The following is a 21,048-nucleotide window of genomic DNA, read 5'->3' as shown; positions in this document are numbered from 1 at the left end:
TGGCGCGTCGGCAGTGCGGGACAGGCTACCGCATGACGCGCCAGCGCGCCGCATCCCGCACCCGGCGACACACCGCGAGGACGCACCCCGCGCCCGGCCCGGCCGACGTCGCCGCCCGGACACCCCGCCCGGCCGCTCAGCCGTGCAGGCGGCAGACCTCGTCCACCAGTCGCTCCACCGCCGAGTGCGGGTCGCGCGCAGCGCCCTTCACCTCGTGGTCGCAGCGCGCCAGGGCCTGCACCACCAGCCCGAGGCGGTGCCCGTCCCAGCCCCGCATCATGCGCCGGGCCTTGTCCACCATGAACGGCGCCATGCCCAGCTCCTTGGCCACCTGCCCCGAGCTCCGGTTGCCGGCCGAGGCCACCAGCCCGATCTGCCGCGCCTGCCCGGCCATCACCGCCACGATCGGCACCGGGTCGAGCCCGCCCAGCATCGCGTGGCGCACCAGCCGCAGCGCCTCGGCCCGGTTCCCCGCGAAGGCCGCCTCGGCCACCTTGAAGCCCGTGGTCTCCACCTTGCCGCCGTGGTAGAGGTTCACCTCCTCGGTGGTGACCGTGCCCTCGGTGTCCTCGATGAGTTGCGAGCACGCCGCGGCCAGGGTGCGGGCGTCGGACCCCGCCGCGGCCACGAGCACCTGCACCGCGTCGGCGTCGATGCGGCGCCGCGCCGCCCGGAACTCCTTCTGCACGAACGTGGCCTTGTCGCCGTCCCGCTTGAGCGCCGGCGCCTCGAGGGTGTGCGCGTGGGCCTTGGCCATCGCGTCCAGCACCCGCTTGTGCTTGGTCCCCGACCGGTGCGAGACCACGAGCACGTTGCCCTCCCCGGGGTCGGTCACGCCAGCCATGACCTCCTGCGCCAGCTGCTCGGAGGCCAGCTCGAAGTGGCGCACCACCACCACGCTGCCACCGCCGAAGAGGCTGGGGCTGAGCGCCATCGCCACCTCGCCGGGGGTGTACGCGTCGCCCTGCACGCGCACCACCTCCACCTCGGGGTCGAGCGCCCGCGCGCTGGCCACCACCTGGTCCACGGCGCGGTCGACGAGCAGCTCCTCGGGGCCCTTGACGAGCACCAGCGGCGGAAGGTCAGGCATCACGGCTCCCCAGGGTCAGGTCCAGCTGCTCCAGCCGGGCGGCCACCACGTCCGGCGCCCGGTCCACGGCGCGCGCCACGTCCTCGATGCGGGCCTGCCCCGTCTCGTCGCACGCGTCCTCCAGGGCCTCGCGCAGGGCGGCGTCGTCGGCGTCGGTCCACGCCTCGCCCCCGGTGACGGCGGTGCGGGCCGAGCGCGAGACCGGCGGTGCACCGGCCCGGCCGGTGCCCACCATCGAGCGGGCGACCACCTGCGCCACCGGCAGCGGCTCGGGGGCGGTGGCGTCCAGCCGCTGCAGGGCTCCGAGCACCAGCGCGCGGTCCGTGGTGGGCCAGAAGGGCGGCAGGCTCCGCTGCAGGAAGCCGGCGTAGCGGGCGGTCATGATCCGCGGGTCGAGGAAGGCCACCACGCCCCGGTCGTCCGCGCGGCGCACCAGGCGGCCGGTGCCCTGCGCGAGCCGCAGTGCCGCGTGCGTGGCCGAGACGGCCATGAACCCGTTGCCGCCGTTGCGCGCGATGGCCTGCGAGCGGGCCGCGCTCAGCGGGTCGTCGGGCCGCGGGAAGGGGATGCGGTCGATGAGCACCAGCTGGCAGGCCGAGCCGGGCACGTCCACGCCCTGCCACAGCGAGAGGGTGCCGAACAGGCAGGTCCGCGCGTCACCGGCGAACTGCCGCACCAGCGTGGGCAGCTGGTCCTCGCCCTGGCAGAGCACGGGCACGTCGTCCCCGAGCCGGGTACGCATCTCCTCGGCGGCGGCGCGGGCGGCCCGCATCGAGGAGAAGAGCCCCAGGGTGCGCCCGCCGGCGGCCCGGACGAGGGCCTCCATCTCGTCGAGCTGCTCCGGGGCGGCGCCGTCGCGCCCGGGGGCGGGCAGGTGGGCGGCCACGTAGGCCATGGCCTGCCGGGGGTAGTCGAAGGGGCTGCCCACGTCGAGGCCGCGCCAGGCTGGGGCGCCCGAGCCCACCAGGCCGAGGCTGCCGGCCACCGCGTCGAAGGACCCGCCCAGCTCGAGGGTGGCGCTGGTCATGACCACGGTGCGCTCGGTGAAGACCTTCTCGCGCAGCAGCATCGCCACGCTCATGGGGGCCACGCGCAGCACGTTGCGGGGCTGGTTGGTGCGGTGGTCGGGAGCCACCCACACCACGTCGAGCTCGCGCTCCTCGAGCAGGCGCTGGGCCACGTCGCCCACCTCGTCCACGGCGGCCCGGGCGGTCTGCTGGGGCCCGTCGGCCTTCTCGCCCTTCTCCGGCTTGAGGTCGGTGGACACCCCCCGGGCGGCGTCGCGCAGCACCACGAGGGCGTCGGCGAGGGCGTCCGGCATGCCGCGCAGCGTGCCCTCCGGCAGCGGGGCGAGCGCCTGGGCGAGCGCCTCCTCGGCCTCCTCGAGACGGTCGACGTCCGCGTGCTTGGCGGCGCGCTTGGCCGCGATGGCCACGGAGCCGGGGGTCAGCTCGTCGGTGGCCACGCCGGTGACGCGGTCCACCAGCTCGTGCGCCTCGTCGACCACGAGCAGGTCGTGCTCGGGCAGCATCGCGCGCCCCTCGATGGCGTCGATGGCCAGGAAGGCGTGGTTGGTGACGATGACGTCCACGTCCTTGGCGGCCTCACGGGAGAGCTCCACGAAGCACTCGGCCGCCGCCGGGCAGCGCGAGGCGCCGAAGCACTCGCGGGCGCTCACCGAGACCTGCCGCCAGGCGCGGTTCGAGACGCCCGGCACGAGCTCGTCGCGGTCGCCGGACTCGGTCACCTCGGCCCAGTCCCGCAGGCGGACGACCTCCTCCCCCAGGGCGGAGCGCTCGGCGTCCACCTGCCCCATCGAGACCAGGGCGTCGGCGTCGTCGTCGGGGAAGCCGCCGAGCAGCTTGTGCTGGCACAGGTAGTTGTTGCGGCCCTTGACCAGCGCGTAGGTGATGGGCCGCCCCATCGCGGAGCGGAGGGCCTCGGCCACGCGGGGCAGGTCGCGGTCCACGATCTGGGCCTGCAGCGCCAGGGTGGCGGTGGCCACCACCACGGGCCGCCCGGTGGCCACGGCGTGCGCCACTGCGGGCACCAGGTAGGCCAGCGACTTGCCCGTGCCGGTACCGGCCTGCACCAGCAGGTGCTCTGTGCGCTGCACCGCCTCGGCCACGGCGCGGGCCATCTGCTCCTGCCCCTCGCGCGGGGAACCTCCCACGGCGGCAACGGCATCGGCCAGCAGGCCCGCCACGGCAGCAGGGTCGCTGGCGGGGGGCGAGGAGGGCGACGGCATGGGAGAACCCTAGAGCGTCACCCCCACCGACCGGCCGGCGCGTGGCCCCCGGCTGGGGACGGTCGGCGGCTCGCGCGAGCACCCTGTGTGCGGGCGCCCCGGTGGTAGCCTCGCCGCGCGAGATCCAGTGGGGAAAGCCGGTGCGAGTCCGGCACTGACCCGCAACCGTGAGGCCGCAGCGCCGCAGTCGGAACGCCCGGTGGACCTCGGCTCACACGCCCGCCGTGGTCTGCGGGGAGCCAGCCGCCGCCGCGAGCCCGCCCGGCCTCTGGACCCCGAGGCCAGGACCGAAAGACCGCCCGAGATGCGCCGCTCCCCCCTCCTGCTCGTCGCCGCCACCGGCATCGCGCTGACCGCTCCCGCCACTGGCGCCACCGCCACCGCCCTGACCGCCGATGCCGTGCCGGCTGCCCGCGTGGCCGCCTCCCGCACCGGCCACGACGGCGCCTGCTCGCCCGAGGAGGGCGTCACCGTGGTGGTGCGTACCCCCGAGGAGACCGTCACCCGCTGCGCCGTGGGCGACCCGGAGTCCGGCGAGGCCGCCCTCGAGGCCGCCGGCGTGAAGGTCACGCACGACAAGAACGGCATGATCTGCCAGCTGGCCGTGGCCGGTGAGCCCTTCCCCCGCGAGGAGAAGGGGTGGACCTGCGGCGACTTCGACGGCACCAACTTCTGGGCGTACTTCCAGGCCAAGCAGCCGGGCGGCACGTGGTCCTTCGCCACCAAGGCCGCCAACCAGACCGACCCGGAGCCGGGCCAGGTGGAGGGCTGGAGCTGGGGCGCCGGCGAGGCGGACCTGCCCGGCGCCACGGCCCCTGCCGCGGCGAAGGACGGCGCCCCATCGTCGCCCTCGCCCTCCGCCGGCGCCTCCGAGGGCCCGGCGGAGTCCCCCGCCCCGTCGGCCTCCGAGGACGCACCGTCCCCGAGCGCCTCGGCCTCCGAGTCCGCCTCCTCGGAGTCCTCGCAGGTGGCCCCGGAGGGCGGTTCGTCCGGTCTGCTGTGGACCCTCGGCCTGCTCGCCGCGGCCGCCCTCGCCGTCGGAGCCTGGATGCGCTTCGGCCGCCGGTGACGGCCACCTACCGGGCCCGCCCGTCGGGACCGCCGCACCCTGCGGCGGTCCCGACGGGCGCCGTCGTCCCTGCCCCACGTGTCGCCCGGGAGGGCACCCGGACCACCGGCCGGCGGCTGCACCCGTGGGCGTGGTGGGCGTGGGCGCTGCTCGTGGCCGCGGCGGTGTCGATGACGACCAACCCCTTGCTGGTGCTGCTGGTGGCCGCCGCCGTGGTGTCCGTGGCGCTGCTCAAGCGCACCGACGACCTGTGGGCCCGCAGCCTGCGCGTGTACCTCCTGCTGGCCGCGATGGTGGTCCTGGTGCGCGTGGTGCTCCAGGTGCTGCTGGGCTCCGACCGGCCCGGCACGGTGCTGTTCACGCTGCCCGAGCTGCCCCTGCCCGACTGGGCGGCCGGCATCCGCGTGGGCGGTCCGGTGCGGGCGGAGTTCCTCCTGGCCACGGTCTACGACGCGCTGCGCCTGGGCGCGATGCTGCTGTGCGTGGGCGCCGCCAACGCCCTGGCCAACCCGCGGCGGGCGCTGCGCTCGGTGCCCTCGGCACTCCACGAGGTGTCGGTGGCCGTGGTCATCGCCCTCACCGTGGCCCCGCAGCTCGTGGTCTCCGGGGTGCGGGCCCACCGCGCCCGGCGCCTGCGCGGCGGACGCACACGTGGCCTGCGGATGGTGCGCACGCTGCTGGTGCCGGTGCTCGAGGACGCGGTGGAGCAGTCGATGGCGCTGGCCGCCGGCATGGAGGCCCGCGGCTTCGGGCGCACCCGCCCCGGCACGCCGCGGCGCCTCGTGGGGACGCTGCTGCTGGGCTCCGTGGTGGCCCTGACCTACGGCACCTTCGTGGTGCTCGGCGGGGCGGGCGCCCTGCACGGCACCGGGCTGCCGGTGTGGACCGGCCCGGTCGTGCTGGCCGCCGGCGTGGCCGCCGCGGCCGCGGGGCTGTGGCTCTCCGGCCGCGGGGCCGCCACCACCCGCTACCGCCCCGACCCCTGGCGCACCCCCGAGACGCTGGTGGCGCTCGCCGGGCTGGCCGCGCTGCTGGCGGTGCTCTGGCTCGGCGGCGAGCTGCCCGCGCCCTCCCCGCTGCGCCCCGCGTGGCTCAACCCGCCGGTGGAACCCCTGGCCACGCCGCAGCTGCACCCGCTGATGCTCGTCGTGCCCGCCCTGGCAGCCGTGCCCGTGGTCGCGGCACCCGGGCCCACCCGCACCCACGCCGCCCGGCCCCACCCGACCCGACCCCACCGCATCGAGGAGCCCGCATGACCCCCGCTCTGGAGCTGCGCGGCGTCACCCTCACCCACGCCGACGCGCCCCGCCCCGTGCTGCGCGGGGTGGACCTCACCGTCCGCGAGGGCGACCTCGCCGTGGTGGCCGGGCGCACCGGCGCCGGCAAGTCCACACTGCTCGGCCTGCTCAACGGGCTGGTGCCCCACTTCTCCGGCGGCACCCTGGCCGGCGAGGTGCTCGTCCACGGCCGCTCCACCCGCACCCACGCCCCGCGCGACCTGGCCGACACCGTCGGCTGGGTGGGGCAGGACCCGCTGGCCGGCTTCGTCACCGACACGGTGGAGGACGAGGTGGCCTACGGCATGGAGCAGCTCGGCATCCACCCCGAGGCCATGCGCAAGCGCGTGGAGGAGACGCTCGACGTCATGGGCATCGCCGACCTGCGCCGCCGCGGGCTGGCCGAGCTCTCCGGCGGGCAGCAGCAGCGCGTGGCCATCGCCGCCGTGCTGGCCGCCCAGCCGCGCGTGCTCGTGCTGGACGAGCCGACCAGCGCGCTCGACCCGACCTCCGCCCAGGACGTGCTCTCGGCGGTCACCACGCTGGTGCACGAGGTGGGGCTCACCGTGGTGCTGGCCGAGCACCGGCTGGAGCGGGTGCTGCACGCCGCCGACCAGCTGGTCTGGCTGTCCGGCGACGGCAGCGTGCGCTCCGGGGACCCGCGCACGGTGCTCGCCGGGGCCGACCTCGCCACGCCCCTGGCGCGCTTGGCCCGCGCGGCCGGGTGGCCCGACGTGCCGCTCTCGGTCCGCGAGGCGCGACGCCGCGTGGCCGCCGCCGGTGGGCCGGGCGCCTTCCTCGATGCCGGGGCGCCCGAGCCGGAGCCCGACGCCCGCCCGCTGGGGCGACGCGCCGCATCGGGCCAGCGGGGTGCAAACGGCCCGCACGCCACATCGAGCCGCCCCGCCCTCGCCGTCCGCGGGGTGCGCGTGGAGCACGGCCGGCTGCTGGCCGTGGCCGACGTGGACCTGGACCTGGCCGCCGGCGAGGTGGTGGCGCTCATGGGGCGCAACGGCTCGGGCAAGTCGTCGCTGCTGTGGGCCCTGCAGGGCACGGGGCGACGCACGGCGGGCAGCGTGACCACGGCGGCCGGTGACGACCCGGCATCGCTGACGCCCGCCGCGGCCCGGCGGCAGGTGACGCTCGTGCCACAGGACGCCGGCGCACTGCTCTGGCTGGAGACCGTGGCCGACGAGCTCGCCCAGGCCGATGCCGAGTCCGGTGCCGCCCCCGGCACCGCCTGGGCCGTGCTCGAGCGGCTCGGGGTGAGGCTGCCGGCCGACGCCCACCCGCGCGACCTCTCCGAGGGACAGCGTCTGGCCCTGGTGCTGGCCATCCAGCTCACCGCCGCGCCCGGCGTGGTGCTGCTCGACGAACCCACCCGCGGGCTGGACCACGCCACCAAGGACCACCTGGCCACGATGCTGCGCCGGCTGGCCGACGACGCCGCGGCCGTGGTGGTGGCCACGCACGACGTCGAGTTCGCCGCGGCGGCCACCGACCGCATGGTGCTGGTGGCCGACGGAGACCTCGTGGCCGACGGCCCCACCGCCCGCGTGGCCACGAGCTCGCCCACCTTCGCCCCGCAGGTGTCCAAGGTGTTCGCGCCGCACCGCGTGCTCACGGCCGATGCCGTGCACCCGCCGGTGGGGGCGCCGTGACCTCGCACGACCTGACCCCGCGCGGGACGCCGCCCGCCGCCACGCTCCGCGGCCGCGCCCCCGCCCGCGCGGTGCGCCTCGACCTGCGCAGCTCCGTGCTCCTGGCCGCGGTGGCGGTGATGGGTCTGCTCGCCTTCACCTGGCCGCTGCTGGTGCGCCCGGAGTCCACCCTGGCCGGCACCACGCAGGCACCGCTGGTGTTCGCGCTGCTGCTGCCGGTGGTCATCGCGGTGGCGCTCAGCCAGCTCACCGGCCAGGGCATGGACGTCAAGGCCCTGGTCGTGCTCGGTGTGCTCTCGGCGCTGGGCGCGGTGCTGCGCCCCCTCGGGGCGGGTGTGGCCGGGCTGGAGGGCGTGCTGTTCCTCGTGGTGCTCGGTGGCCGCGTGTTCGGGCCGGGGTTCGGCTTCGTGCTGGGCACCACCACGCTGTTCTCCTCGGCGCTGCTCACCGCGGGGGTGGGGCCGTGGCTGCCCTTCCAGATGCTGGCGGCGGGCTTCGTGGGCCTGGGCGCCGGCCTGCTGCCGGGCCTCCGTGGCCGGGCGGAGGTGGCGCTCCTGGCCGGGTACGCGGTGGTGTCCTCGTTCGCCTACGGCGCGCTCATGGACCTGTCCTTCTGGCCCTTCACCCTGGGCAACGAGACGGCCCTGTCCTACTCCCCCGGCGCCTCGGTGGGCGAGAACCTGCACCGCTTCTGGCTGTACAACCTCGCCACCGCGATGGGATGGAACGCCGGCCGGGCGCTCGCCAACGCGCTCCTGGTGCTCGTGGCCGGCCCGGCCGTGCTGGCGGTCCTGCGCCGCGCCGCCCGCCGGGCTCGCTTCACCTGAGCCCGGCGGGTCGCCCCCTCAGCCCGCCTGCTGACGCACCACCGGGGTGAGCGCCCCGGCGAGGTCCTCGTTGATGCGGGCGCGCAGGTGCGTGCCCTCCTCCAGATGGCGCTCGGCCAGCACCTCGCCCTCGGCGTGCACGCGGGCCACCAGGTCACCCCGGTCGTAGGGCACCACCAGGTCCACCTCGATGGAGGGGTGCGGCAGCTCGGCCTCCACCAGCGCGCGCAGTTCCTCGATGCCCTGTCCGGTCCGCGCGGACACGGCGATGGACCGCTTCTCAGCGCGCAGCAGGCGGGTCAGCACGTCGGGGTCGGCGGCATCGGCCTTGTTGACCACGATGACCTCGTTCACGGACTCGGCGCCGTGCTCGTCCATCACCTCGGCCAGCACCTCGCGCACCGCGGAGATCTGGCTCTCGGGGTCCGGGTGGGAGCCGTCCACCACGTGCAGCACGAGGTCGGCGTCGGCCACCTCCTCCAGCGTGGAGCGGAAGGCCTCCACCAGCTGGTGCGGCAGCGAGCGCACGAACCCGACCGTGTCCGCGAGGGTGAACACGCGGCCGTCCGCGGTCTGGGTGCGGCGCACGGTGGGGTCCAGGGTGGCGAACAGCTGGTTCTCCACCAGCACCCCGGCGCGCGTCAACCGGTTGAGCAGCGACGACTTGCCGGCGTTGGTGTACCCGGCGATGACCACCGAGGGCACGTGGTGGTCGCGGCGACTGGAGCGCTTGGTGTCGCGCACCGTCTTCATCTGCGCGATCTGCTTGCGCAGCTTGGCCATCTGGCTGTTGATGCGGCGGCGGTCCAGCTCGATCTTGGTCTCACCGGGGCCGCGCGAGCCGATGCCCTCACCGCCGGCCACGCGTCCACCGGCCTGGCGTGACATCGACTCACCCCAACCACGCAGGCGGGGCAGCAGGTACTGCAGCTGGGCGAGCTCCACCTGGGCGCGGCCCTCCCTGCTCTTGGCGTGCTGGGCGAAGATGTCGAGGATCAGCGCCGTGCGGTCGATGACCTTGACCTTCACCACGTCCTCCAAGGCGCGGCGCTGGCTGGGGGCCAGCTCGTCGTCGGCGATGACGGTGTCGGCGCCCTCGGCGGCCACGATGTCGGCCAGCTCGGCGGCCTTGCCCGAGCCCATCCACGTGGCGGGGTCGGGCTTCTGCCGGCGCTGGATGACGCCGGTGAGCACGGTGGACCCGGCCGTCTCGGCCAGGGCGGCCAACTCGGCCAGGGAGTTCTCGGCATCGGCGGTGGTGCCGTCGGTCTGCACGTGGGCCAGCACGACGCGCTCCAGGCGCACCCGGCGGTACTCGACCTCGCTGACGTCCTCGAGCTCGGTGCTCAGGGAGTCCACACGGCGCAGCGCGCGGCGCTCCTCGCGGTCGAACTGGTCGCCGTCGCGGTCGACGTCGTGCACCCAGCCGCCCTCGGTCTCGTCGGCCAGCGCGGCCGCACGCTCGATGGCGGGGGTCTGTCGGGGGTGGGTCATGGTCTCCTTTGGTGGTGCGTGGCTCCAGCCTCTCAGGAGGACAACGCCGTCGGCCACCGATTTCTGCCCACGTCAGCGCGCGCCGCCGATCCTGCCGCGCGTCATCGCACGAGCCCGGCCCACTGCTCCATCGTCGCGTGGTCGCGCTTCAGCTGCTGTGCCAGGTCCTTGCCCACCCAGCGCCAGTGCCACGCCTCGTAGCGGTACCCGGTCTCCTTCTCCCGACCCTTCGGGTAGCGCAGCACCCAGCCGTGCTCGGCCGCGTGCTCCAGCAGCCACCGTCCCCGGGCGTTGTCCCCCACCGGCTTCGGGTACTTCGGCATGTCCGCGATGTCGATGGCCAGCCCCATCTGGTGCTCGCTGCGCCCCGGGGCGGCGGTGTAGACCATCACGTGGTCGGGGTCCTGCGCCTCGTAGTGCTCCCAGACCGCCTCCTGCTCGGAGTAGGACCGGTAGGCGGCGTTGATCCGCAGGTTGATGCCGTCGGCCGCGGCAGCCGCCCGCAGCTCGCCCCACGCGGCGGCCGCCTCGGGCGCGAGCCGCATCGGCGTGCCCTCCTTCGCCGCCCCCTCCACGGCCACGAGCTCGGCGGGCTCCCAGTCCTCGGGCAGCGCGTTGGCCCGATTGACGATCGTGTGGGGCCCCACCTCGGTGACCTCGCGCGGCGTGATGCTGTCCGGGTGCAGGTAGGGGCCGGTGAACACCGCACCGCCCTCACCGGGCGTCGGGTTGGGCGCGGCGTCCTGGGCCGGCGTGACGGGGGCACTGGCGTCGTCGCTCGCCGGGCTGGACGACGGGGCACCGGAGGGGGGCGAGGGCGTCCCGGAGCCCGGGGCGGACGGCGTCACGGACGGCTCGGAGGTCCCCGCCGGACTGTCGACCACCGTCTCGCTCCCGGACGGCGACCCGGCACCGGACCCGGTGCCCCCTCCGCACCCGGCGAGCACCAGCCCCGCCACCAGCACGCCCGTCCCCCAGGCACCCCGTCGCATCCCCCTCTGCACAGTCATGCCGGCCACCCTACGGGCTGCACAGCCATGCCGGCCACCCTACGGCGGGGCCGCGGAATGGCCGGCACGACGTGACGGGCGACCGGGCTCAGCCGGCGAGGCCGCCGAGCAGGTCCTGCGCCCGGCCGAAGGTCGACCCGGCGTCCACACCGGTGTCGACGATGGGCCCGCCCTCGGGCTGCAGGGTGCGCGTGTAGAGCACCGCTCCCTGGGCGTCGCGCAGCGAGACGGTGAACTGCCCCGCCTCGTCGATGGCGACGTGCCCGAAGAACTGATTGCCCACACGCGGCGACTCGTTGGGCTCCCCGGCGTGCTTCTGGAAGTCCACCCGCGGGCCGAAGGTGCCGTCCAGGTCGTTGGGCCCGAAGGTGCCGGCGTTCACCGGGCCGGCCACGAACTCCCAGAACGGCGCGAAGTCGGTGAAGGACGCCCGCGCCGGGTCGTAGTGGTGCGCGGCGCAGTAGTGCACGTCGGCGGTCAGCCACACCACGTTCTTGATGTCGTGGCGCGCGATGGCCTGCAGCACCTGGGCGATCTCCTGCTCGCGACCCAGCGGGCGCCCCGCGTCGGCGTTGCCCACGCCCTCCTGGGCGGTGTCGCCGTCGGGCACCACGAGGCCCAGCGGCAGGTCGTTGGCGATCACCTTCCACGTGGCCGTCGAGCGGCGCAGCTCGCGGATGAGCCAGGCCACCTGCTGCTGCCCGAGGATCGGGGTGGCACGGGCCTCGGTGTTGGCGGTGTTGTCGCCCTTCCACGTGCGCATGTCCAGGCTGAACACGTCCAGGTGACGACCGCGGTGGATGGTGCGGTGGATGCGGCCCCCGCCCTCGGGGGTCCACGGGCGGCGGCCGTGGCCGTCGGCGAGCGGCTGGTACTCGAAGAACGCACGGCGGGCGAACCCGGCCAGCACGTCCACCCGGCGCTCGCGGTCGTACTTCGGGTCGTCCAGCACCTCGCCGGGGTACCAGTTGTTGGTGGTCTCGTGGTCGTCCCACTGGGCGATCACCGGCACGTGGGCGTACAGCTCGCGCACGTTGGTGTCCATGAGGTTGTAGCGGTGGCGGCCGCGGTACTGGCGCAGGTCCTGGGCCACCTCGGTGACCTCCTCGATGAGGAGGTTGCGCCAGGTGTTCCCGTCGGGCTCGATGACGGTCTCCTCCATCGGGCCGTCGGCGTAGATCGTGTCCCCGGAGTGCAGGAAGAAGTCCGGGCGGGTGGCCGCCATCGCGGCGTACGTGCGCATGCCGCCCAGGTCGGGGTTGATGCCCCAGCCCTGCCCGGCGGTGTCACCGGTCCAGACGAACGAGGTGGCGCCCGAGGTCGTGTCACCGGTGGTGAAGGAGCCGGTGACGCGCTCACCCTCCTTCCCCTCGTCGTCGACGAAGGAGACGGTGACCTCGTGGTGGGTCCCCGGGCGCAGGCCGTGCAGCTCGAGCTTGGCGGTGTTGTCGCGACGGGGGTCGGTCCACGGACCCTCCAGACGGCGCGTGCTCCCGGTCTCGTCGGTGAGGGCCACCAGCATCCGGCCGGGCACCGAGGAACGCGACCAGATGACGCCCCGGTCGATGCCGACGTCGCCGAACTGGAGGCCGGAGGTGATCTCCGGGCGAGCGGTCACCAGGCCGCTGGCAGAGGGAGCCGACAGGGCGAGGCCGGCACCGCCGGCGAGGACGGCACGGCGGCCGACGGGTCGGAAGACGGGGGACGCAGACGTCTGGGGAGGGGTCATGGGCGTGACCCTGCCTCCCCCACGTGACCGCACGGCGTCGGCGCGGTGACGGGGAGGTGACCAGCCGATGACGAGGCGACGACCGATCCGGCGTCGCTACAGTCCACCCATGGCCGACCACTACTTCAGCGCCTCCCCCGCCTCCGAGGACGAGCGACGGGAGATCAGCGTGGTGTTGGCGGGCCGGACCCGCACCGTGGTCACCGCGCCCGGGGTCTTCTCCACCGAGCACCTCGACCACGCCACGGCATTCCTGCTCGACGCCGTGCCGGTGCCCGAGGCGTTCGCGGCGCGCGGGTCCGGGGTCCAGCTGCTCGACATCGGGTGCGGCTGGGGGCCGATTGCGCTCTCCCTGGCCCTCCAGGCACCGCAGGCCACCGTGTGGGCGGTGGAGGTGAACGAGCGCGCCGCCGACCTGGCCCGAGCGAACGCCGCCCGACTGGGGGTGCTGGCCGAGCGCCCCGGAGCCCCGGGGGTGCACGTGGTGGCCCCGGAGGAGGTGCCCGATGCGGTGCGCTTCGACGGCATCTGGTCGAACCCGCCGATCCGCGTGGGCAAGGAGGCGCTGCACGAGATCCTGGCCCACTGGCTGCCGCGGCTGCGGGCCGACGGCGCGGCCTGGCTGGTGGTGGGCAAGAACCTCGGCGCACCCTCGCTGCAGCGGTGGATCGGTGAGCTGCCGGGGAGCTTCAGCCCAGAAGCTTCAGATAGAACTCTTCAGGTGGATTCCTTCACCTGTGACCGGGTGGCTCGCCACAAGGGCTTCTGGGTGCTCGAGGCCCGCCCGGCCTGAACCGGGCGGGGACCGCGGAATGTGCTCGCCCCCGCAACCGGGCGACGCGCGGCGGGCGACGCTCACCCCATCCGCTTCTCCCACACGCCCTCCAGGCTCACCGGACGGAAGCCCAACGCGGTGTTGATGGCCAGCATGTGGGCGTTCTCCCCGGCGTTCCAGGTGTGCACCCGCTGCACCCGGGGACGCTCGGCCGTGAACCGCCGCAGGGCGGCCGTCTTCACCAGCATCCCCAACCGGTGGCCACGGTGCTCGCGCGCCACCAGCGTGTCCTCCTGATAGGCGGCCGCGGGTCGGTGCGGGGAGCTCTGCAGGTAGGTGTAGGCCACCGCCTCACCCGTGGGCACGTGCCGGGCCATCGCGAAGACCGTGTGCCGACCGATGTCCTGCCACCGGGCCTCGTTCTCGCGGATCCGCTCGGGAGTCCAGACCTCCTGCTCCCGCCCGGCGTCGCCCTGCGGGACGTCGGTGCTCATGCGCTCGTACAAGCGGCACATCCCGTCGAGCTGCTCCTGGGGGGTGGGCCCGCTCCAGGTGAGGACCTCGTAGTCGGCGGCGTGCGCTCGGGCGTCGGCCTCCAGGGCGTCCACGACGGCCATCCCATCGGCGGGGTGCAACTCGGAGTGCGTCTCGGTCTGGACGAGGCGGTACCCCTGCGCCAGCGCGAACACCGTGGGCGCCTCGGTACGGTCGAGGGTGCCGAAGCCGGTGGGGGCGGCCAGCGCGTCCGGGCTGCCCTCCTCCGCCGCCCGCCGGTGCGCGGTGTACGTGTCGATGACGGTGCGCCCGTGCGCGCGGGCGATCTCCTCGGCCGCCTCGTGGAGAGAAGACCCGATGCCGCGGCGCCGCTCCCCCGGCAGCACCGCGAGGTCGAGGTCCAGGCGGTCGGTGTTCTCCTGCAGCGCGATGCCCACGTGGGCCGAGCCGAGCACGCGGACACCCGGCTCCACCTCGCCGCGGCCGGGCACGAGCGGCAGGCCGACGCTGGCCTCATCCGCCGGCTGCGCCTCCCGGGGCAGGCGGTCGAGGGCCACCACCATCCAGCGGCGGCGCGAGGGGCCGGGCTGCAGGGCGCGCAGCACTCCCGCGGCGTCGTTGCCCGTGAAGTCGTCGTGGCCCAGCAGCTCGATGCCCACGGCCGCGTCCTGCGCGATCAGCTGGTCGGTCAGGTGGGACGGCGGCGCCTCGGAGGGCGTGGCGTCCAGGACGGCCAGGACGAAGGTCTGTTTCATGCCCCCACCCCAGCACCCAGAGCATGCGGGCCGCCAGCGAATTACCGCCCCGCCGCACGACACAGGGGCCACCGGGATCCCGGTGGCCCCTGCTGGGGTTGATCTCAGACGCAGACCTGCTTCTCGATGCCGACCGTCATGTCGCTGAGGAAGATGCGCTGGTCACCGTCGAAGTTCCTACCGTTGGCATCCACCTCGGAGTTCCAGTAGACCACCGTGAACTCCTGCACCGGCTGCGAGAAGGTGATGCCCACGGAGGTCTCCGGCCGGGTGGGGCTGTAGTCGTAGTAGTCCGTGATGTGCCACGGGCTGCCATGCCGACCGGCGCCGGTCACCAATGCCCCGTTCTGGTACGTGTAGGGGGTGGGCGAGTAGAGCTCGACCTCATCGTAGTAGTCGTCGCGCACGGCGTCGATGTCGCGGATGGTGAAGGACAGCGAGCACACCGGCTCGGAGAACCGGAAGGTGGTCTGCGTACGGTCGGTCCGCGAGCCGCGGCTGTCGTTGACCCGGTCGTCGGTGATGTCGACAGCCTGGTGCAGCTGCAGCCCGGCGCCCTGGGAGTTCACGTCCCCCGGGTCGCTCTGCCCGTCGGTGATCCGCAGGTTCTCGTTGAAGTTCCCCAGCCCGCTGGAACTCCACTCGGTGCCGGTGTACATGTACCCAAAAAGTTGCTCGGTGATCGACAGCGTGAGGTTCGAGGCACCGGACGTCGCGTCCCCGGTGATGGGCAGCGTGTACGTGCCCGAGGTCTTGCTGGCCCGTGTGTAGTTGCTGCGCGCGTCCCAGTCGATGATCTGGGTCTGACACACGGTCTGGGTGACGCAGGATGCTGCCAAGGCCGGGGCCGCCGAGGCCACGGCCACGGCAGGAGCGGTCCAAGCGGCTCCTCGCACGATGGCGCGGCGGCTGGGTACAGATGCGCGGGAAGGGCGGGGGGGCATAGTCACGATTGCTCCTTGACGTAAGTGCTCGGGGGAACTGAGTTCCCCTTCAACATAGCACGACAGCCCGCCTTCCTCGTGCTGAACATTTTGTTCTCATCGAGGGAACGTTCCGGTCACCTCACCCCCTGCTGGCGGCCTGCACCGCTGCCAGGGCCTGCTCCACCAGGTCCGGCGCGTCGTGCTCCAGCCAGTGGATGCGCGGGTCCGGCCGGTACCAGGCGCGCTGCCGGCGGGCCAGGCGCCGCGTGCCCTGCTGGGTGTCCGCGATCGCCTCGTGCTGCGTCATCTCCCCGTCGAGCTGGGCGAGGGCCTGGGAGTAGCCGATGGCGCGCCGTGCCGTGCGCCCCGGCCCGGTCCGCAGGCCCGCCGCGTCGAGCGCCCGCACCTCCTCGAGCAGCCCGGCGGCCCACATCCGCTCCACCCGCGCGTCGATGCGGGGGTGCAGCACCGCGTCGTCGGCCCGCAGCCCGATGATCACCGTGGGCACGAGGAACTCGCGCGTGGGCATGGTGGAGCTGAACGGCTGCCCGGTGAGCTCGATGACCTCCAGCGCCCGCACCACCCGGCGCCCGTTGCGCGGCTCGATGCCGGCGGCGGCCGGGGCGTCCAGGCGTTGCAGCTCGGCGTACAGCACCTCCACCCCCTCGGCCTCCAGGCGCTCCTCCAGCGCGGCGCGCACGGCCGGGTCGGTGGGCGGGATCTCCAGCCGGTCCAGCAGCGCCCGCACGTACAGACCGGTGCCGCCCACCACCACCGGCACGTGCCCGCGCTGCCGGATGCCGGCCATGTCCTGCCGCCCGGCGGACTGGAACCGGGCCACCGTGGCCTCCTGGGTCACGTCGAGCACGTCCAGCTGGTGGTGCGGCACCCCGCGCCGCTCGGCCACCGACAGCTTCGCGGTGCCGATGTCCATGCCCCGGTAGAGCTGCGAGGCGTCGCTGTTGACCACCTCCCCGCCCAGCCGTTCGGCGAGCGCCAGCCCGAGGTCGGACTTGCCGGTGGCGGTCTGCCCCACCACGGCCACCACCGGCACCGGCCCGGCCAGGGGGTGGTCGGCGAACGTCTGGCCGGTGGGCCTCGAACCGGGGGCGGGCGGCGGGGTGCTGTGCGACATCGGGCCCATCCTCCCGCACCTACGCTGGGGCCATGAGCACCCAGGCCATCGAGTTCCACGTCGTGGCGGACTCCACCGGCGACACCGCGGCCCGCGTGGCCCGTGCGACGGCCGCGCAGTTCCCGGACATCGACACCCACATCGTGCGCCACCCCCGCATCACCACCGAGTCCACGCTGCGCTCGGTCATGGCGCGCATCGCCGAGGACGGGGCGCCGGTGGTCGTGTACTCCACCATCGTCGACTCCTCCCTGCACGACCTGGTGCACGAGCTGGCCCAGCAGCTGCGTCTGGAGCACGTGGACCTGCTGGGCCCCGCCCTGGGGGCCGTGGAGCGCGTGGCCCACCGGCAGGCCGAGCACAAGGTGCGCCCGGTGGGCATCGGGGCGGACTACTTCACCCGCATCGCGGCGATGGAGTACGCGGTCGCCAACGACGACGGCAATCCCGACCAGCGCCTCGACCAGGCCGACGTGGTGCTCATCGGTGTCTCCCGCTCGGGCAAGACGCCGCTGTCGATGTACCTGGGCTACCTGGGCTACAAGACCGCGAACATCCCGCTGGTGCGTGGCATCGAGCCCCCGCAGCGCCTCTTCTCGGTGCCGCGCTGGAAGGTCGTGGGCCTCACCATCGACCCCACGCGCCTGCAGGACATCCGCACCCGCCGCGTGGAGACCCTCGGTGGCCGGCAGGGCAAGGACGGGTACGCCGACCTGGCCAAGATCTACGACGAGCTCGACCACGCCGAGGAGGTCTTCCGCAAGGTCGGCTGCCCCACCATCGACACCACCCAGCTCGCTCTCGAGGAGTCCGCGGGCCGTGTCATCGAGTTGGTGGAGGACCGCCGCGCTACCCTTTCCGGGATGTAGGCCCGTCCGGGGCCCATCACCACTGCTCCACAACCACGTGACCTGGAGGATCCGCATGACCGGCGGTGCCACGAAGTACACCTATGACCTCTCCGAGGGCGACATCTCGATGAAGCCCCTCCTGGGCGGCAAGGGAGCCAACCTCTCGGAGATGATCAAGCTCGGCGTCCCCGTCCCGGACGGCTTCACGGTCACCACCACGGCCTGCATCGACACCATGAACAACGGCGGCGAGTGGCCGGCCGACCTGTGGGGTCAGGTGGAGGACTCGCTGGCCCGTTTCGAGGAGCGCACCGGCCGCCGCCTGGGTGACGCCGAGAAGCCGCTGCTGGTCTCCGTGCGCTCCGGCGCCGTCATCTCCATGCCGGGCATGATGGACACCATCCTCAATCTCGGCGTGAGCGACTCCACCGTGGGCTCGCTGGCCGCCGAGTTCGGCGACCGCTTCGCCTGGGACACCTACCGCCGCTTCATCCAGATGTACGGCGACGTCGTGGAGGGCGTGCCGCACCACGTGTACGAGGACGCCCTGCGCGCCCTCAAGGCCGAGCGCGGCGTGGAGAACGACACCGACCTGACCGCCGAGGACCTCAAGGGCCTGGTGGAGACCTACAAGCAGGTCTCGCGCGACCAGATGGGCGAGGAGTTCCCCACCGACCCCAAGGAGCAGCTGAAGCGCGCCGTCAACGCCGTCTTCTCCTCCTGGGACACCCCGCGCGCCGGCGTGTACCGCAAGGCCAACGGCATCCCGGACGACCTGGGCACCGCCGTGAACGTCATGCAGATGGTGTTCGGCAACCGCGGCGAGACCTCCGCCACCGGCGTGTGCTTCACCCGCAACCCCTCCACCGGCGCCCAGGAGCTCTACGGCGAGTTCCTCGTCAACGCCCAGGGCGAGGACGTGGTGGCCGGCATCCGCACCCCCAAGCCGCTGGCCGAGATGGAGGCCGTGCTGCCGCAGGCCTACGCCGAGCTCATGGAGACGATGAACCGTCTCGAGGAGCACCACGGCGACATGCAGGACATCGAGTTCACCGTCGAGGACGGCAAGCTCTACCTGCTGCAGACCCGCAACGGCAAGCGCACCGCCCCGGCCGCCTTCAAGATCGCCGTCGACATGGTGAACGAGGGCAAGCTCGACAAGGCCGGCGCCCTGAAGCGCATCGAGCCGATGCAGCTCGACCAGCTGCTGCACCCGGCCATCAACCCCGACCACGGCCAGACCCCGGTCACCAAGGGCCTCAACGCCTCCCCCGGCGCCGCCGTGGGCGAGGTCGTGTTCGACGCCGAGACCGCCGCCACCCGCGGCAAGGCCGGCGAGGACGTGGTGCTGGTGCGCTGGGAGACCACCCCGGACGACATCGCCGGCGTGATCGTGGCCCAGGGCGTGCTCACCGCCCACGGCGGCATGACCTCCCACGCGGCCGTGGTGGCCCGTGGCATGGGTAAGCCCTGCGTGGCCGGTGCCTCCAAGATCAAGATCGACGCCGAGGCCAAGACCCTCACCATCGGTGAGACGGTGCTGCGCGAGGGCGACATGATCACCCTGGACGGCTCCACCGGTGAGGTCTACGCCTCCGCCCTGGAGCTCGTGCCGCCGCAGCTGAACGACGACTTCCAGACCATCGTGGGCTGGGCCGACGAGATCCGCCGCATGGACGTGCGCGCCAACGCCGACAACGGCACCGACGCCGCCAAGGCCCGGGAGTTCGGCGCGCAGGGCATCGGCCTGTGCCGCACCGAGCACATGTTCATGGAGGCCGACCGCCTGCCGGCCGTGCGCAAGATGATCCTCGCCGACTCCGACGAGGCCCGCACCCAGGCGCTGGCCGAGATCCTGCCGCTGCAGCAGGAGGACTTCGAGGCGATCTTCGACGCGATGGCCGGCCTGCCGGTGACCGTGCGCCTGCTCGACCCGCCGATGCACGAGTTCCTGCCCAACCTCGTGGACCAGGCCCTGCTGGTGCAGCGCCTGGAGCTCGAGGGCAGGGGCGAGGACGACGCCGAGCTGGCCGAGGCCCGCACCCTGCTGGCGCAGGTCAAGAAGCTCACCGAGCAGAACCCGATGCTGGGTACCCGCGGTGTGCGCCTGGCGCTGCTGTACCCGGAGATCCCCGCCATGCAGACCCGCGCCATCGTGCGTGCGGCCCTGGCCTCCAAGAAGCGCGGCAACGACCCGCACGTGGAGATTATGGTGCCGCTGGTGGGCTTCGCCGAGGAGCTCAAGCGCATGCGCGAGGTCATCGAGGCCACCGTGGCCGAGGAGCTGCAGGCCGCTGGCGAGTCGATGGACTTCCCCGTCGGCACGATGATCGAGCTGCCCCGCGCCGCGGTGACCGCCGACCAGATCGCCGAGCACGCCGACTTCTTCTCCTTCGGCACCAACGACCTCACCCAGACCGGTGTGGGCATCTCCCGCGACGACGCCGAGGGCGCCTTCCTGGCCCACTACATCGACGAGGACGTCGTGCCGGGCAACCCCTTCGGCTCCATCGACGTCGACGGCGTCGGAGGCCTGGTGAAGCTGGGTGTCGAGGGTGGTCGCTCCACCAAGTCCGACCTCAAGCTCGGCGTCTGCGGCGAGCACGGTGGTGACCCGGCCTCCATCGCGCTCTTCGAGGAGCTCGGCCTCAACTACGTGTCCTGCTCCCCCTACCGTGTGCCGATCGCCCGCTTCGCGGCGGCCCGCGCGGTGCTGGACGCCCAGGGCAAGTGACGTCCCCGGGCTGACTGCCCGGTGACATGACGAAGGGGCCCCGCCGGCGGCGGGGCCCCTTCGTCGTGCGGGTCCTGCTAGAGCCGTCCCTGGCGCCGCCAGGTGCGGGCCACGAGGCCCAGCGCGAAGAGGTCGAGGACGCCCACCAGGGCCAGGAACGGGCCCAGCGGGGCGGAGCCCGTGGCCCAGAGCACCACGCCGGCCAGCAGGAGCAGCACCGCCCCACCGGCCGACAGCGTCAGCACCTGCGCGGGCCTCATCGCAGGCCGCCCACGGTGAGCAGCCAGCCCGTGGTCTGGTCGTAGGGGTCGCTCAGGGCCCCGGCCACGTAGAGCGGGGCGAGGTCCGGCACGAGCACCGCGTACCCCTGCTCGGCCAGCGCCCGGCCCAGGTAGGCCATGCCCAGGTCGTAGCGCATCGGCTCGAACCCGGCGGGGCAGGGCCAACGCGAGAGGTCGTCGGTGCAGGCGGGGGCGCGCAGGTGGCCGAAGACCAGCAGTGGCGCCTTGCCCCGGGCGTGGGCGGGCCGGTACAGCTGGCCCCGCACCGGCGCGCGGAACTCCCCGGGGTTCCTCGGGCCACCCAGGTCGATGTCGCCGAGGTCCACGGCGCGGACCTCCACCCCGCCGCTGCGCTTCACCGAGAGGGGCTCGGGGGTGCGGTTGCGCGGGGAGTGCGGGCCGTCCCCCTGGTCGGGGTACTCCGCCGCCCGGTCGGTGCCCTTGGCGGCGGCGTCCAGGGCCATCGAGTCGTTGCCCGCGCTCCCCGGCGTGGACGAACTGGTGGCGGCACCGGACGGGGCGGTGGCCGCGGGGGCGGCACCTGCGGGCACCGCCATCGGGGCGAGGCAGAGGGCGGCCACGACGGCCACGGGGAGTCGACGCATGGGCTCTCCTGGGGTCGGCAGGGGCGGTTCCCCTGGACGCCCGGAGGCTACCGCCGGGCGGGCGTGCGACCCGGCCCGACGGGCGG

At 74.0% G+C, this 21,048-nt stretch carries 17 protein-coding genes; 7 read left to right on the top strand and 10 right to left on the bottom strand.

Annotation, left to right across the window (positions count from 1 at the left end; genetic code table 11):
* Window positions 1-136: 136 nt before the first annotated feature.
* Both holA and ACFFHC_RS06575 read right to left on the bottom strand, forming a co-directional pair.
* On the bottom strand, window positions 137-1,090 hold the full coding sequence (holA, locus tag ACFFHC_RS06580) for a DNA polymerase III subunit delta (RefSeq protein WP_070703213.1): 954 nt from the start codon (window positions 1,088-1,090) through the stop codon (window positions 137-139).
* Entirely contained in the window at window positions 1,083-3,338 is a 2,256-nt protein-coding gene (locus ACFFHC_RS06575) for an ATP-dependent DNA helicase (RefSeq protein WP_101849667.1), read from the bottom strand. The genes holA and ACFFHC_RS06575 overlap by 8 nt, the downstream gene beginning before the upstream one ends.
* A gap of 304 nt (window positions 3,339-3,642) precedes the next feature.
* Here ACFFHC_RS06575 and ACFFHC_RS06570 point away from each other — a divergent pair, with 304 nt between their 5' ends.
* Genes ACFFHC_RS06570 through ACFFHC_RS06555 form a run of 4 tightly spaced genes read left to right on the top strand, consistent with a single transcriptional unit; the run spans window position 3,643 to window position 8,172 of the window.
* Window positions 3,643-4,407, top strand: coding sequence for a hypothetical protein (locus ACFFHC_RS06570; protein WP_101849666.1), 765 nt, complete (start codon window positions 3,643-3,645; stop codon window positions 4,405-4,407).
* Window positions 4,338-5,663 (top strand): CbiQ family ECF transporter T component, encoded by a 1,326-nt coding sequence (locus tag ACFFHC_RS06565; RefSeq protein WP_446685144.1) that lies wholly within the window; start codon window positions 4,338-4,340, stop codon window positions 5,661-5,663. Before ACFFHC_RS06570 ends, ACFFHC_RS06565 begins: the two co-directional genes overlap by 70 nt.
* Entirely contained in the window at window positions 5,660-7,345 is a 1,686-nt protein-coding gene (locus ACFFHC_RS06560; protein ID WP_379803952.1) for an ABC transporter ATP-binding protein, read from the top strand. Before ACFFHC_RS06565 ends, ACFFHC_RS06560 begins: the two co-directional genes overlap by 4 nt.
* The gene (locus ACFFHC_RS06555; protein WP_379803949.1) at window positions 7,342-8,172 is read left to right on the top strand and encodes an ECF transporter S component; all 831 of its coding nucleotides are present in this window, start codon (window positions 7,342-7,344) and stop codon (window positions 8,170-8,172) included. The genes ACFFHC_RS06560 and ACFFHC_RS06555 overlap by 4 nt, the downstream gene beginning before the upstream one ends.
* A gap of 18 nt (window positions 8,173-8,190) precedes the next feature.
* Here ACFFHC_RS06555 and hflX read toward each other — a convergent pair whose 3' ends face one another.
* From hflX to ACFFHC_RS06540, 3 genes are all read right to left on the bottom strand, one after another.
* Complete coding sequence (gene hflX, locus ACFFHC_RS06550; protein ID WP_379803946.1) at window positions 8,191-9,666, bottom strand: GTPase HflX; 1,476 nt, start codon at window positions 9,664-9,666, stop codon at window positions 8,191-8,193.
* Window positions 9,667-9,767: 101 nt separating this feature from the next.
* Window positions 9,768-10,676 (bottom strand): M15 family metallopeptidase, encoded by a 909-nt coding sequence (locus ACFFHC_RS06545; RefSeq protein WP_379803943.1) that lies wholly within the window; start codon window positions 10,674-10,676, stop codon window positions 9,768-9,770.
* An 88-nt stretch (window positions 10,677-10,764) separates the two neighbouring features.
* Window positions 10,765-12,405: an alkaline phosphatase D family protein gene (locus ACFFHC_RS06540; protein ID WP_379803940.1), complete on the bottom strand. Its 1,641-nt coding sequence runs from the start codon at window positions 12,403-12,405 to the stop codon at window positions 10,765-10,767.
* A gap of 109 nt (window positions 12,406-12,514) precedes the next feature.
* Here ACFFHC_RS06540 and ACFFHC_RS06535 point away from each other — a divergent pair, with 109 nt between their 5' ends.
* Window positions 12,515-13,198, top strand: a complete 684-nt coding sequence (locus ACFFHC_RS06535; RefSeq protein WP_379803937.1) for a class I SAM-dependent methyltransferase — start codon at window positions 12,515-12,517, stop codon at window positions 13,196-13,198.
* 62 nt (window positions 13,199-13,260) lie between these two features.
* Here ACFFHC_RS06535 and ACFFHC_RS06530 read toward each other — a convergent pair whose 3' ends face one another.
* The 3 genes from ACFFHC_RS06530 to miaA form a co-directional block, all read right to left on the bottom strand.
* The gene (locus tag ACFFHC_RS06530; RefSeq protein ID WP_379803934.1) at window positions 13,261-14,430 is read right to left on the bottom strand and encodes a GNAT family N-acetyltransferase; all 1,170 of its coding nucleotides are present in this window, start codon (window positions 14,428-14,430) and stop codon (window positions 13,261-13,263) included.
* Window positions 14,431-14,534: 104 nt separating this feature from the next.
* Window positions 14,535-15,242 (bottom strand): hypothetical protein, encoded by a 708-nt coding sequence (locus ACFFHC_RS06525; RefSeq protein WP_379803931.1) that lies wholly within the window; start codon window positions 15,240-15,242, stop codon window positions 14,535-14,537.
* Window positions 15,243-15,495: 253 nt separating this feature from the next.
* The gene (gene miaA / locus ACFFHC_RS06520) at window positions 15,496-16,491 is read right to left on the bottom strand and encodes a tRNA (adenosine(37)-N6)-dimethylallyltransferase MiaA (RefSeq protein ID WP_379803928.1); all 996 of its coding nucleotides are present in this window, start codon (window positions 16,489-16,491) and stop codon (window positions 15,496-15,498) included.
* 32 nt (window positions 16,492-16,523) lie between these two features.
* Between miaA and ACFFHC_RS06515 the strand changes: the two genes are divergently transcribed.
* Together ACFFHC_RS06515 and ppdK are read left to right on the top strand one after the other, a co-directional pair.
* Complete coding sequence (locus ACFFHC_RS06515) at window positions 16,524-17,360, top strand: pyruvate, water dikinase regulatory protein (protein WP_070703353.1); 837 nt, start codon at window positions 16,524-16,526, stop codon at window positions 17,358-17,360.
* A 55-nt stretch (window positions 17,361-17,415) separates the two neighbouring features.
* A complete protein-coding gene (gene ppdK / locus ACFFHC_RS06510; RefSeq protein ID WP_141494788.1) occupies window positions 17,416-20,076 on the top strand; it encodes a pyruvate, phosphate dikinase in 2,661 nt (886 codons plus the stop codon).
* Between the two features lie 77 nt (window positions 20,077-20,153).
* On the opposite strand, the gene ACFFHC_RS06505 is transcribed toward ppdK, so the two are convergent.
* A complete protein-coding gene (locus tag ACFFHC_RS06505) occupies window positions 20,154-20,336 on the bottom strand; it encodes a hypothetical protein (RefSeq protein ID WP_141494787.1) in 183 nt (60 codons plus the stop codon).
* A complete protein-coding gene (locus tag ACFFHC_RS06500) occupies window positions 20,333-20,962 on the bottom strand; it encodes a hypothetical protein (RefSeq protein WP_141494786.1) in 630 nt (209 codons plus the stop codon). The genes ACFFHC_RS06505 and ACFFHC_RS06500 overlap by 4 nt, the downstream gene beginning before the upstream one ends.
* Between the last annotated feature and the right edge of the window lie 86 nt (window positions 20,963-21,048).

The sequence above is a fragment of the Kytococcus schroeteri genome (genome assembly GCF_042433515.1).
In the GTDB taxonomy this organism is placed as follows: domain Bacteria; phylum Actinomycetota; class Actinomycetes; order Actinomycetales; family Dermatophilaceae; genus Kytococcus; species Kytococcus schroeteri.
This window is presented reverse-complemented; position numbering and strand designations above follow the sequence as displayed.